Source organism: Salisediminibacterium beveridgei (genome assembly GCF_001721685.1).
In the GTDB taxonomy this organism is placed as follows: domain Bacteria; phylum Bacillota; class Bacilli; order Bacillales; family Salisediminibacteriaceae; genus Salisediminibacterium; species Salisediminibacterium beveridgei.
This window is the reverse complement of sequence record NZ_CP012502.1, coordinates 1,430,724-1,450,095: the sequence shown is the minus strand read 5'-3', so window position 1 is coordinate 1,450,095 and position 19,372 is coordinate 1,430,724. Positions and strand designations below refer to the sequence as shown.

19 protein-coding genes and 1 tRNA gene are annotated in these 19,372 nt (G+C 44.2%); 2 read left to right on the top strand and 18 right to left on the bottom strand.

Annotated features, from left to right (window positions below):
- Window positions 1-11: 11 nt before the first annotated feature.
- From BBEV_RS06695 to BBEV_RS06675, 5 genes are all read right to left on the bottom strand, one after another.
- Complete coding sequence (locus BBEV_RS06695; RefSeq protein WP_069364761.1) at window positions 12-1,457, bottom strand: flagellin N-terminal helical domain-containing protein; 1,446 nt, start codon at window positions 1,455-1,457, stop codon at window positions 12-14.
- A gap of 19 nt (window positions 1,458-1,476) precedes the next feature.
- Window positions 1,477-1,890, bottom strand: a complete 414-nt coding sequence (gene fliS, locus BBEV_RS06690) for a flagellar export chaperone FliS (RefSeq protein WP_084007269.1) — start codon at window positions 1,888-1,890, stop codon at window positions 1,477-1,479.
- 94 nt (window positions 1,891-1,984) lie between these two features.
- The gene (locus BBEV_RS06685; RefSeq protein ID WP_084007268.1) at window positions 1,985-2,284 is read right to left on the bottom strand and encodes an EscU/YscU/HrcU family type III secretion system export apparatus switch protein; all 300 of its coding nucleotides are present in this window, start codon (window positions 2,282-2,284) and stop codon (window positions 1,985-1,987) included.
- Entirely contained in the window at window positions 2,281-4,677 is a 2,397-nt protein-coding gene (locus BBEV_RS06680) for a hypothetical protein (RefSeq protein ID WP_069364759.1), read from the bottom strand. Before BBEV_RS06680 ends, BBEV_RS06685 begins: the two co-directional genes overlap by 4 nt.
- Before the next feature lie 89 nt (window positions 4,678-4,766).
- The gene (locus tag BBEV_RS06675; protein ID WP_232318273.1) at window positions 4,767-6,023 is read right to left on the bottom strand and encodes a DNA polymerase IV; all 1,257 of its coding nucleotides are present in this window, start codon (window positions 6,021-6,023) and stop codon (window positions 4,767-4,769) included.
- 179 nt (window positions 6,024-6,202) lie between these two features.
- On the opposite strand from BBEV_RS06675, the gene BBEV_RS06670 reads away from it, so the two are divergent.
- Window positions 6,203-6,400 (top strand): hypothetical protein, encoded by a 198-nt coding sequence (locus BBEV_RS06670; RefSeq protein ID WP_069364758.1) that lies wholly within the window; start codon window positions 6,203-6,205, stop codon window positions 6,398-6,400.
- A gap of 21 nt (window positions 6,401-6,421) precedes the next feature.
- Here the strand turns inward: BBEV_RS06670 and BBEV_RS06665 are convergent, their stop codons facing one another.
- The 5 genes from BBEV_RS06665 to BBEV_RS06645 form a co-directional block, all read right to left on the bottom strand.
- A complete protein-coding gene (locus tag BBEV_RS06665) occupies window positions 6,422-6,922 on the bottom strand; it encodes a MarR family winged helix-turn-helix transcriptional regulator (RefSeq protein ID WP_069364757.1) in 501 nt (166 codons plus the stop codon).
- A gap of 7 nt (window positions 6,923-6,929) precedes the next feature.
- On the bottom strand, window positions 6,930-8,057 hold the full coding sequence (locus BBEV_RS06660) for a M20/M25/M40 family metallo-hydrolase (protein ID WP_069364756.1): 1,128 nt from the start codon (window positions 8,055-8,057) through the stop codon (window positions 6,930-6,932).
- Between the two features lie 85 nt (window positions 8,058-8,142).
- Window positions 8,143-9,690 (bottom strand): acyl-CoA carboxylase subunit beta, encoded by a 1,548-nt coding sequence (locus BBEV_RS06655; RefSeq protein WP_069364755.1) that lies wholly within the window; start codon window positions 9,688-9,690, stop codon window positions 8,143-8,145.
- Window positions 9,691-10,536: a methylmalonyl-CoA epimerase gene (mce, locus tag BBEV_RS06650; protein ID WP_069364754.1), complete on the bottom strand. Its 846-nt coding sequence runs from the start codon at window positions 10,534-10,536 to the stop codon at window positions 9,691-9,693.
- 17 nt (window positions 10,537-10,553) lie between these two features.
- On the bottom strand, window positions 10,554-12,197 hold the full coding sequence (locus BBEV_RS06645) for an acyl-CoA mutase large subunit family protein (RefSeq protein WP_069364753.1): 1,644 nt from the start codon (window positions 12,195-12,197) through the stop codon (window positions 10,554-10,556).
- Window positions 12,198-12,367: 170 nt separating this feature from the next.
- On the opposite strand from BBEV_RS06645, the gene prli42 reads away from it, so the two are divergent.
- Window positions 12,368-12,457, top strand: coding sequence for a stressosome-associated protein Prli42 (prli42, locus tag BBEV_RS17370; RefSeq protein ID WP_157100934.1), 90 nt, complete (start codon window positions 12,368-12,370; stop codon window positions 12,455-12,457).
- A gap of 62 nt (window positions 12,458-12,519) precedes the next feature.
- On the opposite strand, the gene BBEV_RS06640 is transcribed toward prli42, so the two are convergent.
- From BBEV_RS06640 to BBEV_RS06605, 8 genes are all read right to left on the bottom strand, one after another.
- Window positions 12,520-13,494: an aromatic acid exporter family protein gene (locus BBEV_RS06640; protein ID WP_069364752.1), complete on the bottom strand. Its 975-nt coding sequence runs from the start codon at window positions 13,492-13,494 to the stop codon at window positions 12,520-12,522.
- 82 nt (window positions 13,495-13,576) lie between these two features.
- Window positions 13,577-13,651, bottom strand: a tRNA-Arg gene (locus BBEV_RS06635).
- A 69-nt stretch (window positions 13,652-13,720) separates the two neighbouring features.
- Window positions 13,721-14,071 (bottom strand): hypothetical protein, encoded by a 351-nt coding sequence (locus BBEV_RS06630; protein WP_069364751.1) that lies wholly within the window; start codon window positions 14,069-14,071, stop codon window positions 13,721-13,723.
- Between the two features lie 106 nt (window positions 14,072-14,177).
- A complete protein-coding gene (locus BBEV_RS06625; protein WP_324609552.1) occupies window positions 14,178-14,591 on the bottom strand; it encodes a BrxA/BrxB family bacilliredoxin in 414 nt (137 codons plus the stop codon).
- A 103-nt stretch (window positions 14,592-14,694) separates the two neighbouring features.
- Window positions 14,695-15,951, bottom strand: a complete 1,257-nt coding sequence (locus BBEV_RS06620) for a metal ABC transporter solute-binding protein, Zn/Mn family (RefSeq protein ID WP_069364749.1) — start codon at window positions 15,949-15,951, stop codon at window positions 14,695-14,697.
- Between the two features lie 147 nt (window positions 15,952-16,098).
- Window positions 16,099-17,352, bottom strand: coding sequence for a dihydrolipoamide acetyltransferase family protein (locus BBEV_RS06615; RefSeq protein ID WP_069364748.1), 1,254 nt, complete (start codon window positions 17,350-17,352; stop codon window positions 16,099-16,101).
- A gap of 20 nt (window positions 17,353-17,372) precedes the next feature.
- The gene (locus tag BBEV_RS06610; protein WP_069364747.1) at window positions 17,373-18,359 is read right to left on the bottom strand and encodes an alpha-ketoacid dehydrogenase subunit beta; all 987 of its coding nucleotides are present in this window, start codon (window positions 18,357-18,359) and stop codon (window positions 17,373-17,375) included.
- Between the two features lie 5 nt (window positions 18,360-18,364).
- Window positions 18,365-19,360: a thiamine pyrophosphate-dependent dehydrogenase E1 component subunit alpha gene (locus BBEV_RS06605; protein WP_069364746.1), complete on the bottom strand. Its 996-nt coding sequence runs from the start codon at window positions 19,358-19,360 to the stop codon at window positions 18,365-18,367.
- Window positions 19,361-19,372: the final 12 nt, after the last annotated feature.

Sequence of the window (19,372 nt, the reverse complement as noted above, 5' to 3'; positions counted from 1 at the left end):
GTTAAAAAAACTTATTGCAACAGCTGCAGAACACCCTGAGGCAGCTGATTGGCCTGTGCCAGCATCGCCGTGGCTGACTGGTTCAGAATATTGTTCTTCGTGAACTCTGTCATTTCTTCCGCCATATCAGCATCCCGGATTCGGGACTCCGCACTGGTCAGGTTTTCGTGGGTCACTTGCAGATTATTAATCGTATGTTCCATTCGATTTTGCACCGCACCAAGCTTGGAGCGCGCATCGTTTAAAGTATCTATGGCTTTGTCTATTGAAAATATAGCTTGATTAGCAGCTTCATTATCTAATACAGAAACATCTTCAACGCCCAAAGCCACTTGATTCATTCTAGGGATATCAATCATTACATCTTGATTTGTATTTGGACCAATCTGAAATGCAAGGGCATTATTAGTGATGTTAAAAGTCTGATCTCCATCTGCAATATTTGCATTAAAGGAAAAATCAATTCTTTCGTATCTGAAATTCCCGTTCTTTGATCTGATCTCTTGCGTAGTTCTGACAGGATCAGCAATATCATCATTCTCTGCTTCATTAAAGTTAACAAAGTCATCATCATATCTGCTTAATGTCAATTCTGCCTTTGCTTCAATACTAATTTTAGCTGTATCTGCACCATTAATTCTACTAGTATCTATTCCTAAACCAAATATATTTTCAGGTTGATCTCCTTCTTCGGGAGCATTGCTTCCAATATCTATACTTTTTGGTTGTCCTAAAGACAATCCATCAGGATCTAATATTTCAATTGTTGCTTCGGTATTATCCTCATTAACACTTCTGGTAATGATAGTATATTCTCCAAATTTCATATCTTCAGCTTCATCTGTCCCAAAGCCATCAATCGTTACATAATCTGAATTATTTAATCCTGGTCCAGGTTGATTTATAACCACATCTAATTCACTTGATGAAATATTAAGTTCATAATTTCCCGTAGCATAATTAGGATCCAAAATATTCGGCTCACCCATTATATTTGTTTCATCATTTCCATTGGAAGGAAAACTTGACACCATCGCACTGCTTCCATCCAATAGTTTCCTCGTATTAAATTCGGTTTTCTCAGATATCGAATCAATTTCCAGTTTTAACTGATCAATTTCTTTTTGAATCTGATCTCTGTCGTTATCCGTATTCGTGTCATTTGCTGCCTGGACGGCAAGCTCACGCATGCGCTGAAGCATGGTATGTGATTCCTGCATCGCTCCTTCTGATGTCTGCATTAACGAAATGCCGTCCATGGCATTTCGTTCGGCCATCTTAAGGCCGCGGATCTGAGATCGCATCTTTTCAGAAATGGCAAGTCCGGCTGCATCGTCCGCTGCACGGTTGATGCGTAGACCTGAGCTTAATTTCTCGAGATTTTTGGATGTATTCATCTGGTTTTGATTGAGGTTACGGTAGGCGTTTAACGCCTGAATATTATTATTGATTTTCATGATTGAGTTCTCTCCTTTTTTATTCGTAGATGGCCGACTGCTCGTAGGCATTGGCTTTTTGCTTCATCATCCGTGGCTGTTTATCCTGATTGGTCTTCAATGCGGTTTGCCAAGCTTCCACTATGGGTGTTATGGCTTCGATTGCAAGTCGCAGCTTCTCAGAATTTTTTTCATAATTGGCTGTGACGACCAGATCTGCAGCATAATTATACAGGGCATCGAGCTGATCGGAAATGATGCCTGCCTCGTAGTTCAAGCCACCGCCCAATCGGTGTAAAATATCGGTAGCTTTTTGAAGCTTCTCATTAGCAATCATGAAATCTTTCGTTTCAATGGCGGATTTACCCTCTTCAAGATTGTCGAGCAATGCTTCATACAGTAAAGTCGTAAGCTCCTGGGGGGTTTTTTTATGTAATGCGTCGTTAGTAATCATGAACATTCACCTCTTTCAACGTGACCTACATCCGTGTATGTCCGTTTTAACCTCCGTGTCTCTATTGCTACTATCGGTTCAATCTTTGCAATTGTTAATAATTTCGTTCAATTTCTTCAATCATAAGCAGAATTTCCGCAATCACTGCATATAACTGCGGGGGGATGTTTTCACCGAGATCCATATCAATCAAATTTTCAAGAAGAAGAGCATCCTCCTCCATGTGAATGTGATTTTCCTTTGCCAGCTCAAGAATCCTTTCGGCAATATAGCCTTTGCCTGATGCTATGACTTTCGGGTCATCATCATTGCTTTCATCATAGCGGATCACGGCGGCACTGGGGCCATTCACTTTTCGACGGTTCACATGATTGAAATGCTTTGAAATCATCATACCTTATAATCAAATCCTTTCTCCGTCATAAATGGCACTGGTGCAGATGATGATCCTTCCGGATCCTCTGTCTGGTCAGGTACTTCTCCAACTGTTGCCGTTTCGGGTACAGTCATCGGCTTGACGGACAATTTTCCGACATGATAGCCAATGTCCTGAAGCTGTTCCATGGTTCTGTCAGCCAAAGGTTCCACACTTTCTGCAAAATGATCTGTATCATTTTTTAAGGTGACAGTCAGATTTCGGTCACTCACGTTCAGTACAATGCCCAACGGACCGAGACTGCTGGTTTCCATATGAAAATAGAGATTACAGTTCTCCCAATCCACCTGGTCCCCTTCATTTCGGGAATTGACGTACACTTGCAGATTCTCGCTCTCACCTTTTACCATCAGGGGAACCTGAAAATAATACATATGATTTTGCTGGGGTTCGTTGCGATTTAAGAGTTGCTGACCGTTCATTTGACTGAGGGAATTCTGTGCCTGCTGCTGGAGCATCCTGGATCCTTCATCCTCACTCTTTGCCAACTGCATCAGAATGGTTTTCAGATTCCGCTGCTGAGCATCGGTGGGTACATCCCTGCCACCAGCTAAAATTTGAGCCAGTTCCGCCTCACGGTTCATCCCGAGTCCTCGCATCCCTTCGAACAATTGCCTGGCCGACCCATCGTTATAGGTCATCATCCTGCTGGAATGATCAAACTGTTCAGCCATCCGATGTACAGGTGTTTTGGGTTCGGACCAGTTCTGTTCCTGAGTAATCATATGCTGGACACGCTGGTTCGACGGCTTAAACTGTACTTGGTCGATCGTCGACTGCACCTGACTGACGATCTGTCTCGCTTCACTGTGCTTTCCCTGTGATAAGAGTTTCTTCGCATCATGAAGCTGAGCGCTGGCACCAAGCATGCGGCGCTCCGTTTTCATGTCTGCAAAGAGCATCCATTCGCTTTTCATGAGTTGACGATCAAGTTGCTTAATGACATTGTCAAGCATCGGCTTGACTTGCGGCGCCGCCTGATTGCGAAATTGCTTGACCATGGATTCAATTCGGTTCAGCTGTTTGGACGCATCACGTTGAAAGGCTTTGAAATCATCCGTTGCCTGCGCCAAACGCTCTGTTACTTCTGTTATGAGAACTGCTTTCGGGTTCATCCCCAATGTCTGTACGATCTCATTACGCATATATTCCTGCATTTCTCTTTGTGAATCTGATAAAGACTGTGACGTTGCCTGTTGCGGCAATGCTTGCTGAATGTCCTGTATAGTCTGGGTCAGGGTTTGTCTCGCCTTTAACTCCCGACCGGAATCAAACCGGGTATTTGCTTCATCAATCGCAGCAGTGAGGCGCTGAGTCATATCCTGTGGCAGATTCGCTTGACTGAGCTGCTCTCTCACCTGCGTTAAAGCATTTGATAAATTGGCTGAATCAGCAATCACCTGCTGAGTGGATTGAAGCAGTGAATGCAATTGCTGCGTCTGCCCTGCAGCATTCATTGTCTGTTGAGGAACCGACGGTTTTACGAGCTGTGCGATCCGCTGTGATGCGGCTTCTCGTCCATTGCTTGCCTGCAGGGTAATCATTTCGCGTAAAGCCTGATTTACCTGTTGACGGGTTTCCCGGTCACCGGATTGCTGGGATACTTGTTGGAGATTTTCGATTGACTGACGCAGGCCTTGACCGGTCAGCATTGCGATGCGGACCTGTTCTGCTGCCCTGGCAACATCTTGCCTTGGATGTGAAGCAGTTCTGCCCTGATCCACACGGCCCGCTTGCGCTGTCCTTCCTTCGGTACGACCTTCAATCCGAGGGGTTTCCCCTGCCATTGCACGAACCTGATCAGACAATCTTGACCCATGCAGCGCGTCGTGTACGGCACGTATCTGATTCGCTGTCGGTTCAAGTCGTTTTGCCGCCATAACCTGTACCGTTTGCTGCCTTTGTTGTGCAGAACCACGATTCGATTGCGTATATTGTGCCAGGTCGCTGACTGATTCACGAGTGAGTGGCACGCCGCGATCCATCAGCTGTCTTGTCGCCTGACGCAGTTCTGCTGAAGGTTCACGCTGCCCAAGATTTCGCAGCACCCGCGTCACTTCCTGTTGTTCATTAGGTCCCCTTGATCCACCTTCACGTCTGCTGTCACCTTTAATCTCCCGAACTCTTACTCCTTCTTCTGTTTTCCCTTTCACTTCTATATTTACACGGTCCCGTTCAGGTACGCCGCCTTCGAAGGCAGCATGAACCTGCTGACCTCTAATGGATATCATCGCTTCACGGTCTGAAAGGCGTGATTCGACTCTTGCCCGGTATACTTCACCTTCCCGCATCTGTGCAGGTTTCTCCTGTGATGCTTGCTGACCTTGAACCTGCTGCCCTTGAATCTGCATGAGCAAAGACTCCTCTCATAAATGCTACTCATGTTAAATATCGGATAAATACGAAAAAAGTTGAGAACGAATTCTTGTGAACAAAGCGATCACTCAGAATCATCCTCAACCTCTTCTTTTCCGATGGAACCTCTGAGGAAATCTTTCTCCAGGCTGGTTCCCCTTCCTTTTTTGTCCCGTAACTGATCCGAATACGATGCCCCGCCTATCTGTGTACCTTTAAGCAAGGCACCTTCACCAAAACGCGAGCGCACTTCCCCAATTAGTGACTGCAATCGGTCATGTTTCTCGTCTTCTGCATAGTTAAAGAGATCCAAAGGTTTTACAGCGAATCCTTTTTGAACCAGATCCATCCCAGTTACTCCGAGCAGCCTGACTGTACGACCATTCCAGTACTGATCGAACAACGCTTTCGCCTGTTCATAAATCGCATCGGTTCCATCCACCGGATAACTAAGCTTTCTTGAACGGGTAATCGTTTTCCGGTCATAGTAACGGATGGTTAACTGAATATTGCCTGCATAAACATCTTTACGTTTTAATCGTCGACTGACTGAATCGGATAAATTTCGCAGAACTCGAATGATTTCCTGTTTGTTTGCTGTGTCTCTGGGGAGTGTTGTGGAATTCCCAATACTCTTAAAATCATGAATGCTCTCAGGATCCACTGCTCTGAAATCAATTCCATGGGCTTTATTGTGCATCTGACGCCCGGCTACGCCAAATTTCTCCTCTAAAAATGAAGGATCTCCATTGGCAATATCCCCAATCGTAAAAAAACCCAGCCTGCTTAATTTATCCGCTGTTTTTTGTCCTATCCCATGCATTTCCACAGCTTTCATCGGCCAAAGTATGTCCTCCACTTGTCTTTTTCTCAGCACCGATATTCCCATCGGTTTTTTCATATCGCTGGCCATTTTTGCCAAAAATTTGTTAGGCGCGACACCGATGCTCGAAGGCAAATGCAGTTCCTGAAATATATGATCTTGAATCTGCTGAGCCAGATCCAGTCCATGCCGGCCTTCAAAATGAACATCCGTTACATCCATAAAACCCTCATCGATTGAAACTGGCTCCACGAGAGGTGTATATGAGTAAAGAATATCAAATATACGCTTGGACATTTCACGGTACCGCTCAAAATTTGGAGGACGTACGAGCAGGCCAGGACAAGCCTTTTCCGCCTCCCAAAGCGGCATAGGAGGCTTTACCCCTTTCGCCCTAGCCTCATAACTCGCCGTGACTACAATGCCCCTTCTCTCTTTAGCATTTCCTGCAATCGCAAGTGGTTTCCCTCGCAGAACAGGATCGTAAGCCGCTTCAACAGATGCATAAAAACTGTTCATATCAACGTGAAAGATTACTCGCCCTTTGGTCAGTGCTGACACCCCCTTCTTTTCACAAGATCTTTTCTACAGTTTGCCAAATAACTAGTAAAAGATCAACGAACATCCGTTTTCAGTTTCTGTCCAACCATGATTTATGATATAATTGAATGCATATCGGTGAAAGGTGGTAATTTATTATGATTACAAAGGAATCCGCCAATGTCCGTCACTCTGTTGTTCTTTGTCACATTTTACATGTTATGAAGGAGAACGCCAATCACCACCTCCATTCGCCCACCATTGAAGAATTATCATCTCAGACAGGCTATACAGAAGAAAATATTCTCGAATCAATGGAATTCGGACACGTACCAGCAAACACCCTGCTACAATAGCAGGGTGTTTTACAGTCATTTTCACTCTTTTTTGTCTTTAAACATGTCGCTTTCTTTTGAATGCTCCAGCCAGTTGATGAATGATTTTCCATGAAAATGGGTATTCGCTGCTTTAAAAAAGTCATTCATCCCCTCTAATAATTCTTTTTTATCCTCAAAATATTTCTTCATAAAAGTATACATCTCAAACTCAAATTGACTCGATTCCACCCTTTTCTGTTTTCCTGCATCTGTCAAATACACAAAAGAACGCCTGCGATCATAATGATCCTTCTGCATTTCGATCAGATCTTTTCCCTGCATGCGTTTTAAAACCTGCATCACAGTAGAACGATCCCAAAGTCCGATATCTGCAATGTCTGTTACTGAAAGTGACTCATAAGAGTGAACAATCCAGAGAATATGCTGTTCTGCGGCAGTAAGACCGATGCTTTTCGCATTGCGTTGCCAATCATCATCCACCGTTTTTGAAGCAGCCCGAATATGATTTAACAAGATATGCTGTTCGTATTCTCTATTCATATAACCTTCACCTTTTCCCTTCCTGAACTGCTTCTTTCACAATTTCCACAACCAGTTCTGCTGCATGGATCAATTGTTTTTCAGAAATAGATTCACTCGTCGTATGAATGTCCTGGTAACCGACACCTAGATTTGCCGTCGGTATTCCAAGTCCGGCAATGATGTTTGCATCACTGCCACCTCCTGAATGACGGGTGTTTGGCACAATTCCAATTTCGCCCGCTGCTCGTTTCGCAAGTGTTATCACCTGATCGTCATCATCATGTTTAAAACCTGGATAGATATGTTGGGTTTCGAGCACTGCCTCACCACCCATATTCTCCGCTGCCTGTTGAAGAGCTCTCGTCATATCTTCAAGTTGTTTTTCCAGCTTATCTTTCACAAGAGAACGAGCTTCCATAAACATTTCCACATGATCACATACGATATTTGTTTGTGTTCCGCCCTTGATCCAGCCAATATTTGCTGTTGTTTCTTCATCAATGCGTCCCAACTTCATATCCGCAATGGCAACCCCGGCCATGGTGATTGCAGATACTCCTTTTTCAGGTGCAACACCCGCATGGGCTTTTTTCCCTTTCATAATGGCATGTATCTTCGCTTGAAAAGGAGCTGCAGTAATGATCGTGCCTACGTCTCCATCACTATCCAAGGCATAGCCGAAATCTGCGATCAGACTTGCCCGATGCAACGACCTAGAACCAACCAGTCCCGATTCTTCTCCAACCGTAATAACCAATTGAATCGACCCATGGTCGACTTTTTCTTCCTTCAAGACAAGAATCATTTCCAATAATGCAGCAAGACCTGCCTTATCATCTGCCCCCAAAACCGTCGTTCCATCTGAACGAATCAACCCGTTCTCACGAACCGGCTTTACGCCTTTTCCCGGCACCACTGTATCCATATGTACGGTAAAATAAATGACCGGCAATGCGGGATTTCCCTTTAATACTGCCAAAAGGTTTCCGGCAGTATGTCCAGTTTGTTCCATACTGTTATCTTCCATCACTTCAAGGCCTAATAAGGTTAATCGTTCCGTTAAATGATCTGCTATTTTCCGTTCATAACCCGTTTCAGAATCGATTTGTACCAGCTCGAGAAACTCCTCAATGAGCCTGTTATTGTTTACCATATTTATCCTCCATCTGATAGCTTTTCTTCAGTCTATCAAAAAAACAGGCGCTTATGCATTCTTCACGCCTGTTTTCACAAATTAATTATAAGGGAATATTCCCATGTTTCTTTTTTGGCCTCTCTTCAGCTTTATTTCGAAGCATTTCAAAACTGTTTTTCAACCGTTTGCGGGTATCTCTCGGATCGATTACATCATCAACCATTCCATTTGCAGCAGCGATATACGGATTGGCAAATTTCTCACGATAGAGATCGATTTTTTCAGCTCTGACTGTATCAGGATGATCCGCTTCGGCTATTTCTTTTGCAAATATGACATTCGCTGCGCCATGTGGACCCATCACAGCGATCTCAGCATTCGGCCACGCAAATACGAGATCTGCTCCAATGGATTTACTGTTCAATGCAACGTATGCACCGCCGTATGCTTTTCTCGTTATTACGGTAATTTTCGGCACGGTAGCTTCCGAATACGCATAAAGGATTTTAGCCCCATGACGGATAATGCCGCCATGTTCCTGCTGTACCCCCGGTAAAAAACCGGTCACATCTTCAAATGTAACGATAGGAATTTCAAAACTGTCGCAAAACCGGATAAAACGGCTGATCTTGTCCGATGAATTAATATCAAGTCCCCCGGCCATGACTTTTGGTTGGTTAGCAACGATTCCTATACTGTAACCATTCAGTCTGGCAAAGCCGACAACGGCATTTTTCGCAAATTTACGATGTACCTCAAGAAAACTATCCTGATCCATAACTTGATCGATCACCTTTCGGACATCGTACGGTTTCGAAGGATCCACCGGTACATCGTCAAGAAGATCATTCAGATCATCTTCTTGTTCAACCGGTTCACGATAAGGCGGTGCTTCTCCTTGACCGCTCGGAAGATAGGATAAAAGTTCTCGTACACCTTCTAACACTTCCTGTTCGGAAGGCGCTGTGAAATGAGCATTACCGCTTTTGGAACTATGTACATCTGCCCCGCCAAGCTCCTCGGAAGAAATACCTTCACCGGTAACCGTCTCAATGACTTTCGGACCGGTTATGAACATCTGGCTTGTCTTTTCAACCATGAATACAAAATCGGTAATCGCCGGGGAATAAACTGCACCACCGGCGCAAGGCCCCAAGATGACAGAAATTTGCGGAATAACACCCGAATAAACAGCATTGCGGTAAAATACATGCCCATATCCGTCCAATGACAGAACCCCTTCTTGAATTCGGGCACCGCCGGAATCATTCAGACCGATAAATGGCGCTTTTGTTTTTACTGCAAGATCCATGACGTAGGCAATTTTTTTTGCATGCATCTCCCCTAACGCCCCGCCATAGACAGTGAAGTCTTGTGCAAACAAAAAGACTTTCCGGCCTTGGATTGTTCCATAACCAGTGACTACTCCTTCTCCAGGAGCCTCGCCTTTTTCCAATCCAGGCTCATCAAAGCGGTGCTCTACGAAACCTTGAATTTCAGTAAAACTCTCTTCATCAAGAAGCAGATCGATACGCTCTCTTGCTGTCAGTTTTCCCTTTTCATGCTGTTTGGCAATGCGACGATCACCACCCCCAAGTTCTACTTTCCGCCGTTTATCATAGAGCTCATTGATTTTATCGTATAGATCCATTCAAGCATCCTCCTTCTCTTCTCCATGCACTTGTTCCACCAGCTCAACCAACGTCCCGCTGTTAGCTTTCGGATGAAGAAACGCAATCGGATGACCCATTGCTCCGTTGACCGGCTTTTCATTAATCAATGGTACCCCTTCGTTCTTCAGTTGAACCAAACGCTCCTCAAGGCTGGTTACACCAAAAGCCAAATGATGCAGTCCTTCGCCTTTTTTATCAATAAAGCGTTGCACCGGGCTGCTTTCTTTCAGCGGCTCCATCAGTTCAAGACGAGTATTTCCCGCCGGAATAAATGCAACCCTTACCCCTTGCTCCGGCACCTCTATGATCCGTTCTACATGTAAATGCAAATGCCCTTGATAAAATGGCAGACTTTCTTCAATAGACCGGACCGCTATACCAATATGATCGATTCCTGTCGGAGGTGCAAGCACGCTTTCCCCACTACCTTGGGTTTCTCTGACTGCTCTTTCGATAAAACTTGATATTGTCTCCATTTTTGTCCCCGGGGTGAATATTTTTCGAATCCCTTGTTTTTCAAGCTTTCGAATATCTTCGTGAGGAATCACGCCACCGCCAAATACAAGAATATCCGCAGCATCCGAAGCGTGAAGTTCTTCCAGTACCTTTGGAAACAGAACGTTATGTGCCCCTGATAAACTGGAGAGTCCGATGACGTCTACATCTTCTTGTACTGCAGCCTGGACAATTTGCTTTGGCGATTGCCGCAGCCCCGTATAGATGACCTCCATCCCTGCATCCCGAAGTGCCTGACTGATCACAAGCGCCCCGCGATCATGACCATCGAGGCCTGGTTTTGCAATAAGTACCCGTATTTTCTCCATTAATAGATCCTCCACTCTTATGCAGTGTATTCACCAAATTCATCCCGGAGCACATTGGCAATTTCTCCAAGGGTCGCATATGCTTTGACTGCTTTTAATATAGGATACATGAGGTTATCCTCACCTTTTGCGGCTTCACGCAATTCATCTAATGCGGCATCAACCAGTTGCTGGTCCCGCTCATTTCGGATGGCTTCCAGTCGTTCAATCTGAGCAGATACAAAGGCTTCATCAACTTTAACGACATCCGGTTCAGGTTCTTCTTCCTCCGTAAACTGATTCACTCCAACGACGATTTCATTTTGCTGATCCTGCGCCTTTTGTGTCTCATACGCCGCTCTCCTGATCTCCTGCTGCATATAACCCGATTCCACCGCGTTGACTGCACCACCGGTCTCGTCAATACGTTTAATATATGACCATGCTTCTTCCTCTACGGCGTCGGTGAGAGCCTCCACGTAATAAGATCCTCCCAAAGGATCGACTGTATCGGCCACACCGGTTTCATGCGCAATGATCTGCTGAGTTCGTAAAGCAAGTCTGGCAGATTCTTCGGAAGGCAGAGACAACGCTTCATCCTTGGCATTGGTATGAAGACTCTGCGTTCCCCCGAGTACACTGGATAATGCCTGAAGAGCTACCCGGACGACATTATTCTCAGGTTGCTGGGCAGTTAACGTCGAACCTGCAACTTGTGTATGAAATCGGAGTTGCAGGCTTTTTTCGTCCTTTGCCTGAAAACGCTCCTTCATGATCTTTGCCCACATTCGCCTGGCAGCCCGGAATTTTGCCACTTCCTCGAAAAAATGGTTGTGACCATTAAAGAAAAATGCGAGCCGCGGCGCAAATGTATCCACATCGAGTCCCGTTTCAACCGCTGCCTCCACATACGCGATGGCATTGGATAATGTAAATGCCAATTCTTGAACTGCTGTTGAGCCAGCTTCCCGGATGTGATATCCACTGATACTGATCGTGTTAAAAGCGGGTGCCTCTTCACTGCAATATGCAAAAATGTCTGTGATAAGCCGCATAGATGGACGGGGAGGATAGATATATGTTCCTCTTGCGATATATTCTTTTAAAATATCATTTTGAATCGTACCTCGTATGGCTTTCCGATCTACACCTTGCTTTTCCCCAACGGCTATATACATAGCAAGAAGGATTGCAGCCGGGGCATTGATGGTCATCGAAGTACTGACGTCCCTTAAAGCAATTTGATCAAAAAGAATTTCCATATCCTCCAGGGTATCGATTGCTACACCGACTTTTCCCACTTCTCCCAATGCCATAACATCATCAGAGTCATAGCCTATCTGGGTCGGCAGATCAAAAGCCACCGATAATCCTGTCTGTCCCTGTTCAAGGAGGTATCTGAAACGCTCATTCGTTTCCTTTGCCGATCCAAACCCTGCGTATTGGCGCATCGTCCAGAATTGGCCACGATACATCGTCGGGCGAATGCCACGTGTATATGGGAATTCACCAGGATATCCGATGTTCCCGATGTAAGCGTTATCAAAAACACTTGGAAAAAAGACTCTTTCTACAGGAATATCTGATGATGTTTTAAAATGAGCTTTTCTTTCAGGTCTCTTTTTTACCTGATCTTCCACTTTTTTTTGCCAAGCTGCATAACGATCGTCCGCGCCAGTCATATCCGCGCCCCTTTCGATTCTATGTTTCATTTTATGATTCATTCAATTGTTTCATTTCATATTATAACACTATCTGACAATGGTGTGTGTCAACTTGATTAAGACTTGAAATCAGCAGACATAGGCTTTACAATGAAGGGTAGAATGAACTGTTGGGAGGAGGATGTTCAATGCCTCGTAAATATCGTAAGGCCGTTGTGTATATGATGATCATCGTGATGTTCTTTGGAACTGTATTCGCTGGTGTTTCCATGTATTAAACTGTTTCCTGAATTCGAAAAGCCCTTTTGCAGTATTCCTGTGCAAAAGGGCTTTTTCAATTTCAGCTGGTTTCCAGCGTTCCATAGGATTTTAACGGTTTGAATTGCTGCTTGATGGATAAATACAATTGCAGTTCATGAACCAGGTGAAGCAGAGCCGATCTGGCCTCAAATTCCGATCGTGTCTCTGGTAATGCCATTTCACGGAAATTATTCTGAAGGGATTCCAATTCAGTAATATAACGTACAGCAGTATTTTGAGGATTTACCCCCTCAGCCAACTGGTCCATAAAATCCGCAAGCATATCAGCCTGTTCCACGTGATAGTCCATACTTGTGAGAAGAGGCATCATTCGTTCAATAATATCCAGCTGCTTCTCACGCATCTTGAAGTAATGATAATACTGATCTTCGTAGCGCAATACATGGTTTTCAAGGTTTTCCAGAGCAAGATTTTGAGCATCTTTTAAAAGCTTCTCTGAAGATGAGATCTCTTCACCGGTCCATCCACTGTCTCCTTCACGAATATAAGAAGCAAATTTATGAAAAATAGAGCAGTAATAGTTTTCTAACTCAATCTGCATTTTCTCCAGTCTTAATTCTTTACCTGGCATATACAAATTCATGACAAGTGCCACGAGGATTCCGATCACAATCAATCCAAGTTCGTTGGCAATGATCGAGACTGATACCTCTTTTAATGTGTACAAATGAAAAAAGATGACCGCGCTGGTAATGATCCCACTCTGCACGCGCAAATATACCGTCGTTGGGATAAAGATCAGAAGCAGAAAAGCAACCGATAACGGGTGATAGCCTATCGTTTCAAACAAGGCAATCGCATAGATCATGCCTATGATGCAGGCTACAAAACGTTGCCAGGAATTCATGATTGTCCGCTGCCGGGTTTTTTGAATACACAGCATCGTCAAAATGCCTGCTGAAACATAGAAGTCCAGTTGCAAAAGTTGAGCAATGAATATTGCAATCGCTGCCCCTAATGCCGTTTTTATGGTCCGGTATCCAATTTTAAACATTCCTTTCTCCTCCACTCAGATGGCCACAAAGAGTAAAAAAAGCTTTCAGCATATTGCTGAAAGCTTTACTTATGGCTAATAATGGCGCGCCCGTCAGGATTCGAACCCGAAACGCGAGAGCCGAAATCTCGTATGATATCCATTTCACCACGGGCGCAAACTGTGCGACTTGCTTAATCGCACTATTGCAGTATAACAACAGGAAAATAAAAATGCAATGCCTATTTTAGACTTCGTCTTCAAACATTTTTTCGAAACGCTCATTCATCTGATCCTGATTGTAGCCAAGTTCAGCAAGGCGGGTTGCAAAATTCTGTGCCCACAATGTCAAACGTTGTGCCATTTTCTGATATTTCTTCTTCTGCTTTTGGGCCTTCGATTCTTTTGCACGTCCTTCTGCATTGGACATGACATTCTCTGAAATGAATAAGGCTTTCCAAAGATCTTCTTCCTCGAAATCTGTTGCGTGATCATTAAAGTAATCAATGGTGCGCTTATAAAAAGCATCGAAATCCTTGAAGGGAATCTCTTCTTCCATATTCAAATATGTATGAATTTCTTTATATAGTTCCTGCATGCCTGATGATCCTCCATCCTTTTCACTCGAATTAAGCTGACTATCTCTATCACGAAACGTATTATATCATAAAGAAAGAGAGGCTTCCACCTCTCTTTCACAACTTTTATTTAAAATGTGTTTCAAGACCTTCTTCAAGCTTTTGCACAATCTGTATCGGTTCATGCCCTTCTATTTCATGGCGCTCAACCATCATCTTTAATTCGCCATCTTTCAAAAGCGCAAAGGACGGTGAAGATGGTGGATAACCGGTGAAATAACTCCGGGCTTTTTCCGTAGCTTCTTTGTCTTGACCAGCAAAGACGGTAACATACCGGTCCGCTTTTACATCGAAATTCTTCATGTAAGCAGCAGACGGTCGTGCAATTCCTCCGGCACATCCGCAGACCGAGTTCACCATGACAAGCACTGACCCTTTTTCGTTGAATACCTGATCCACTTCTTCAGGAGTCGTCAGTTGCTCGTAGCCTGCCTGATCCATATCATTACGCGCCGCCTGTACAACGTCATTCATAAACATTTGAAATTCCACATTGATACACCCTTTCTCATTTAAATATAACTCTATTTTACACTGTTTTAGTGTGAGTTACCATGCAGGATGCTCAATCGTTCAGAAAAAGTTACTGAAGCACCGTTCGAAGGACCTCAATATTTTCTCTCATTATGGACATGTAGTCCTCGCCATTGTCCACATCTTCTTCAGTCAGGTTCTCCAAGTTATGAATGCGTTTTGCTTCTGCCCCTGTTTCATCCTGAACGGTTTCGATCAAATTGGTTGGAATGTTCGGCTCAATCAAAACATGTTCTATACCATACTCGTCCATTGAATCAATAACATCTTGTAATTGTTGAATCGATGGTTCATTGGTTGGTGAAAGTCCTGCAATTCCGAGTTGCTGGATGCCATAGCGGTCCGTCCAATATCCGTATCCAGAGTGAGAGACGACAATGACGTCATTGCTTACTTCCTCCGTCATTGACTGGAATTCCTCATCCAATGCGAGTAACTTTTCTTCAAGCGCTTCAAAATTCTCGATAAATACATTTTCTTGTTCTGGCATCAGTTCAATCAAAACAGATTTAATTTGCTCCGCATATTCAACAGACCTTACCGGGTCAAGCCATACGTGTGGATCATAGTCTCCATGAGCATGATCGTCACCATTGTCATGATCGTGATCGTGTTCGTTGTTATTGTTGTCATTATGATTATGATTGTGATTATCATTATGGTTATGGTTGTCGTTGTTACCATGATCATCATTATGGTCATGGTTGTCGTTGAGGTTATCATTGTGATCATGATCGTCATTATGGTCATGGTTGTCGTTATGGTTGTCGTTATGGTTGTCATTGTGATCATGATCGTCATTATGGTCATGGTTATCGTTATGGTCATCATTGTGATCGTGATCATGGTCATGATCGTGATCATCGGAAAGACCATGGCTGAAATCGATAAGATCTAAATCATGTGTTGCTTCGAAAATCGTAACATCTTCATCCTCCAGAGCATCCTTTATACTGGAAGCATACCCTTCAAAATCTGCCCCGTTATACAAAAACAAATCAGCTTCTGCGATTTCAATCATCTGGTTGGTTGAAGGCTCAAATGTGTGAGCGTCTGCACCGGCAGGAAGAATGTTCGATACATCCACTAATTCCTGTCCGATCTGTTCTGTGAAATAATGAAGTGGGTACATGGTAGTTTTCACTTGGAGCGGATCCGTTTGTTCTTCCGTATCAACATTATTGTTTCCCTCATTGTTGTTTTGAGCTGTTTCATTTTCATCCTCATTGTTTTCTCCGCAAGCTGCCAACAAACCTAAAGCCATTATGGCTGAAGTCAATGTGTATGTTTTCTTCAATTTGCTCATCTCCTTAATTCGTAATCATTACGTTTTGTTGTGCATTTCGAAGTATATCGTAACCATTACGAATTGTAAAGGGATAGCCTGTTTTTTCTTTGGAACAATTCTTGATAAAATTCCCCTTAACCTGTCTCAGGCTAAGGGGATGTGTTCCTATAAAGAGAGTTGATCCGATTGGATACCTTCCAGTTTTTCTTTCACGTGCTGCATAAATTTCCCTGCAATCAGGCCATCCATCACGCGATGATCCAAAGACATACATAAATTCACCATATGGCGGATGGCAATCGCATCGCCCTCTATGACCACCGGTCTTTTGACAATCGACTCAACAGACAGGATCGCTGCCTGAGGCTGATTAATGATTGGCTGTGACTGAATGGAACCGAATGAACCTGTATTGTTCAAAGTGAACGTTCCACCTTTCATATCTTCCGTTGTCAGTTTTCCTGCTTTTACTTTTTGACCGAGGTCTTGCAATGCTCTTGCAAGCCCTTTGATATTTTTTTCATCTGCATGCCGAATCACCGGAACAAACAGTTCATTCTCTGTGGCCATTGCAACTGACAGGTGAACATCTTTGTAACGGACTATATGATCCCCTTGCCAAGAAGCATTCACTTGAGGGAACGTCTTTAATCCATCGATTACAGCCTCCATAAAGAATGGCAGAAAGGTCAGATTGTAGCCTTCATTTTGTTTGAATGTATGCTTGATCTTTTCTCTCACGTTTACCAGATTCGTGACGTCTACCTCGACCATCATCCACGCATGAGGGGAGGTTTGTTTGGAATTTACCATATTTTGAGCAATGGCTTTTCTCACACCAGTAACCGGAACCTTTTCTTCCCTGCCAGAATCGGAAACGTCAGTTTTCGATTCCAAATTAGCCGGTTCTTTGATAACAGGTTGTTCAGGTGCATCTGGCTGGGACTTTTGAGGAACGCCCTCATCGATTGCTTTGAGTACATCTTTTCGGGTGATTCGTCCACCTTTACCCGAACCTTGAATCGTCTTCAGATCCAACTGATGTTCTTGAGACAACTTCAATACAGCTGGCGAATACCGCAATTTCTGGCTGTCATCCTTTTCCGGTGAACTCTGGACCGCTTGTGTCACCTGTTGCGGAGTTTCCTCATTCCTTTCTGTTTCCGGTTCAGCAGTGGCACCCTCTACTGTCATTTTACAAATCACTTCACCAACTTCAATGGTTTCATCAACTTGAGCAATTAATTCATCAATTACACCTGTATAAGAAGACGGTACTTCAGCATTCACTTTGTCCGTCATTACTTCCGCAATCGGGTCGTACTTTTGAACTTGATCACCCGGTTCCACGAGCCATTTTGTAATGGTCCCTTCAGTGACACTCTCCCCAAGCTGGGGCATCGTAATTTCCGTCGACATTTGCCAATCCCTCCTGTGGATTAAAATTCAGCCAGATCCCGTATTGCCTGTTCGATTTTATTTTGATTCACAATAAACGCTTTTTCAAGGCGCGGAGAGTAAGGCATCGCCGGTACATCAGGTCCAGCCAAACGCTGAATCGGAGCATCCAGATCAAACAGGCAGTTTTCTCCAATGATGGCACTCACCTCACCTATAATGCTGCCTTCGAGATTGTCTTCTGTAATCAAAAGTACTTTACCAGTCTTCGAAGCCGCTTCGATGATTGCTTGTTTATCCAACGGATAAATCGATCTCAGGTCAAGTACATGCGTATCAACACCTTCACCAGCCAACTTGTCCGCTGCCTGTTTTGCATAATGCAGCATCAGACCATAGCTGATGACAGTAATGTCCTCACCCTCACGTTGCACCTTTGCTTTTGTTATATCCTCAACATGATCATGGTCATCAGGTACCTCACCTTTCAGCAACCGGTAGGCCTTCTTGTGTTCGAAGAAAAGTACAGGATCATCTGAACGAATGGCCCCTTTAAGTAACCCTTTCGCATCCGCAGGATTTGAAGGAATTACAATCCTAAGACCCGGCGTATTGGCAAACATCGCCTCCACAGACTGAGAATGATACAACGCTCCGTGAACTCCCCCGCCATATGGTGCCCGGATCGTCAATGGGCAGTACCAATCGTTATTGGACCGGTATCGGATTTTCGCCGCCTCAGAAACGATCTGATTTACAGCAGGCATAATAAAGTCAGCAAATTGCATTTCAGCAACGGGTCGCATTCCATACATTGCAGCACCAATGCCCACGCCTGCTATCGCTGATTCTGCAAGAGGTGTATCAATCACCCGTTGTTCACCAAATTGTTCGTAGAGTCCGGCAGTTGCCCTGAAAACACCACCACGGGCACCGACATCTTCTCCTAATACAAATACATTGTCATCGCGCGCCATTTCCTCTTGCATAGCAAGGGTAATGGCATCAATATAAGACATAATTGGCATAGTTGTCACTCCTCACTGTAAACATGCTGAAACAAGGTGTCCGCATCTGCATCCTCGGCATCTTCTGCAAGATCTGTTGCTTCGTCGATCAGTCTCCGCAGTTTTCCCCTGATCTCAGATTCCATTTCCTCAGACATCAACCCATTCTCACGCAAGTATTCTCCATAGATATGAATCGAATCAATAGCTTTTGCAGCAGCCACTTCTTCTTTCGAACGATAAGTACTATCGTCATCATCACTCGAATGCGGTGTTAATCGGTACGAGACCGTCTCAATTAGCGATGGCCCCTCTCCATTCATTGCCCGTTTTCGTGCCCTCTTGACTGCATCATAGACGGCTATTGGGTCATTACCATCCACTGTCTCGCCGTGAATACCATACCCTGCTGCACGATCAGAAACTTTTTCAACATTTAACTGTTTATCAAGAGGAACAGAAATCGCGTACTTATTATTCTCAACCATGAAAATCACAGGAAGATCATGAACAGAGGCAAAATTAATACCTTCATGGAAATCTCCCTGGTTGGACGAACCTTCACCAAATGTCGTTAAAGCCACTAATTTTTCCCCTTTCATCTTTGCGGCAAGAGCGATCCCTGCAGCATGGGGAACCTGAGTGGTTACTGGCGATGAACCTGTCACAATCCGGTTCTTTCGCTGACCAAAGTGTCCAGGCATTTGCCTTCCTCCTGAATTTGGATCTTGGGGTTTTGCAAATGCACTCATCATCACATCCGTTGCCGTCATGCCAAAATGCAGTACAATTCCGAGATCACGATAATATGGAAGAATGTAATCGGTTGAGTCATTCAGGGCCATTGCGGCACCTACCTGTGCAGCTTCCTGACCTTGGCAGGAAATGACAAAAGGGATCTTGCCCGCTCGGTTTAAGAGCCACATCCGCTCATCAATCATTCTTGCCAAAAGCATGGTTTCGAACATTTTTACAGCTGATTCACCTGTCAGCCCGGCTTGCTCATGTTTCAATTGAGCCATTCAAAATCCCTC

Bases quoted from the DNA above. Each gene is read 5' to 3' on its own strand.
- prli42 (WP_157100934.1), top strand. From the start codon at position 12,368: ATGCCTCGTAAATATCGTAAGGCCGTTGTGTATATGATGATCATCGTG.
- BBEV_RS06685 (WP_084007268.1), bottom strand. From the start codon at position 2,284: ATGATGATTTCAAAGCATTTCAATCATGTGAACCGTCGAAAAGTGAAT.
- BBEV_RS06665 (WP_069364757.1), bottom strand. From the start codon at position 6,922: ATGAATAGAGAATACGAACAGCATATCTTGTTAAATCATATTCGGGCT.
- BBEV_RS06680 (WP_069364759.1), bottom strand. From the start codon at position 4,677: ATGCAGATTCAAGGGCAGCAGGTTCAAGGTCAGCAAGCATCACAGGAG.
- BBEV_RS06660 (WP_069364756.1), bottom strand. From the start codon at position 8,057: ATGGTAAACAATAACAGGCTCATTGAGGAGTTTCTCGAGCTGGTACAA.
- BBEV_RS06640 (WP_069364752.1), bottom strand. From the start codon at position 13,494: ATGTTTAAAATTGGATACCGGACCATAAAAACGGCATTAGGGGCAGCG.
- fliS (WP_084007269.1), bottom strand. From the start codon at position 1,890: ATGATTACTAACGACGCATTACATAAAAAAACCCCCCAGGAGCTTACG.
- BBEV_RS06645 (WP_069364753.1), bottom strand. From the start codon at position 12,197: ATGACTGGCGCGGACGATCGTTATGCAGCTTGGCAAAAAAAAGTGGAA.
- BBEV_RS06615 (WP_069364748.1), bottom strand. From the start codon at position 17,352: ATGTCGACGGAAATTACGATGCCCCAGCTTGGGGAGAGTGTCACTGAA.
- BBEV_RS06605 (WP_069364746.1), bottom strand. From the start codon at position 19,360: ATGGCTCAATTGAAACATGAGCAAGCCGGGCTGACAGGTGAATCAGCT.
- BBEV_RS06630 (WP_069364751.1), bottom strand. From the start codon at position 14,071: ATGCAGGAACTATATAAAGAAATTCATACATATTTGAATATGGAAGAA.
- BBEV_RS06670 (WP_069364758.1), top strand. From the start codon at position 6,203: ATGATTACAAAGGAATCCGCCAATGTCCGTCACTCTGTTGTTCTTTGT.
- BBEV_RS06625 (WP_324609552.1), bottom strand. From the start codon at position 14,591: ATGTTTATGAATGACGTTGTACAGGCGGCGCGTAATGATATGGATCAG.
- BBEV_RS06655 (WP_069364755.1), bottom strand. From the start codon at position 9,690: ATGGATCTATACGATAAAATCAATGAGCTCTATGATAAACGGCGGAAA.
- BBEV_RS06620 (WP_069364749.1), bottom strand. From the start codon at position 15,951: ATGAGCAAATTGAAGAAAACATACACATTGACTTCAGCCATAATGGCT.
- BBEV_RS06610 (WP_069364747.1), bottom strand. From the start codon at position 18,359: ATGCCAATTATGTCTTATATTGATGCCATTACCCTTGCTATGCAAGAG.
- BBEV_RS06695 (WP_069364761.1), bottom strand. From the start codon at position 1,457: ATGAAAATCAATAATAATATTCAGGCGTTAAACGCCTACCGTAACCTC.
- BBEV_RS06675 (WP_232318273.1), bottom strand. From the start codon at position 6,023: ATGAACAGTTTTTATGCATCTGTTGAAGCGGCTTACGATCCTGTTCTG.
- mce (WP_069364754.1), bottom strand. From the start codon at position 10,536: ATGGAGAAAATACGGGTACTTATTGCAAAACCAGGCCTCGATGGTCAT.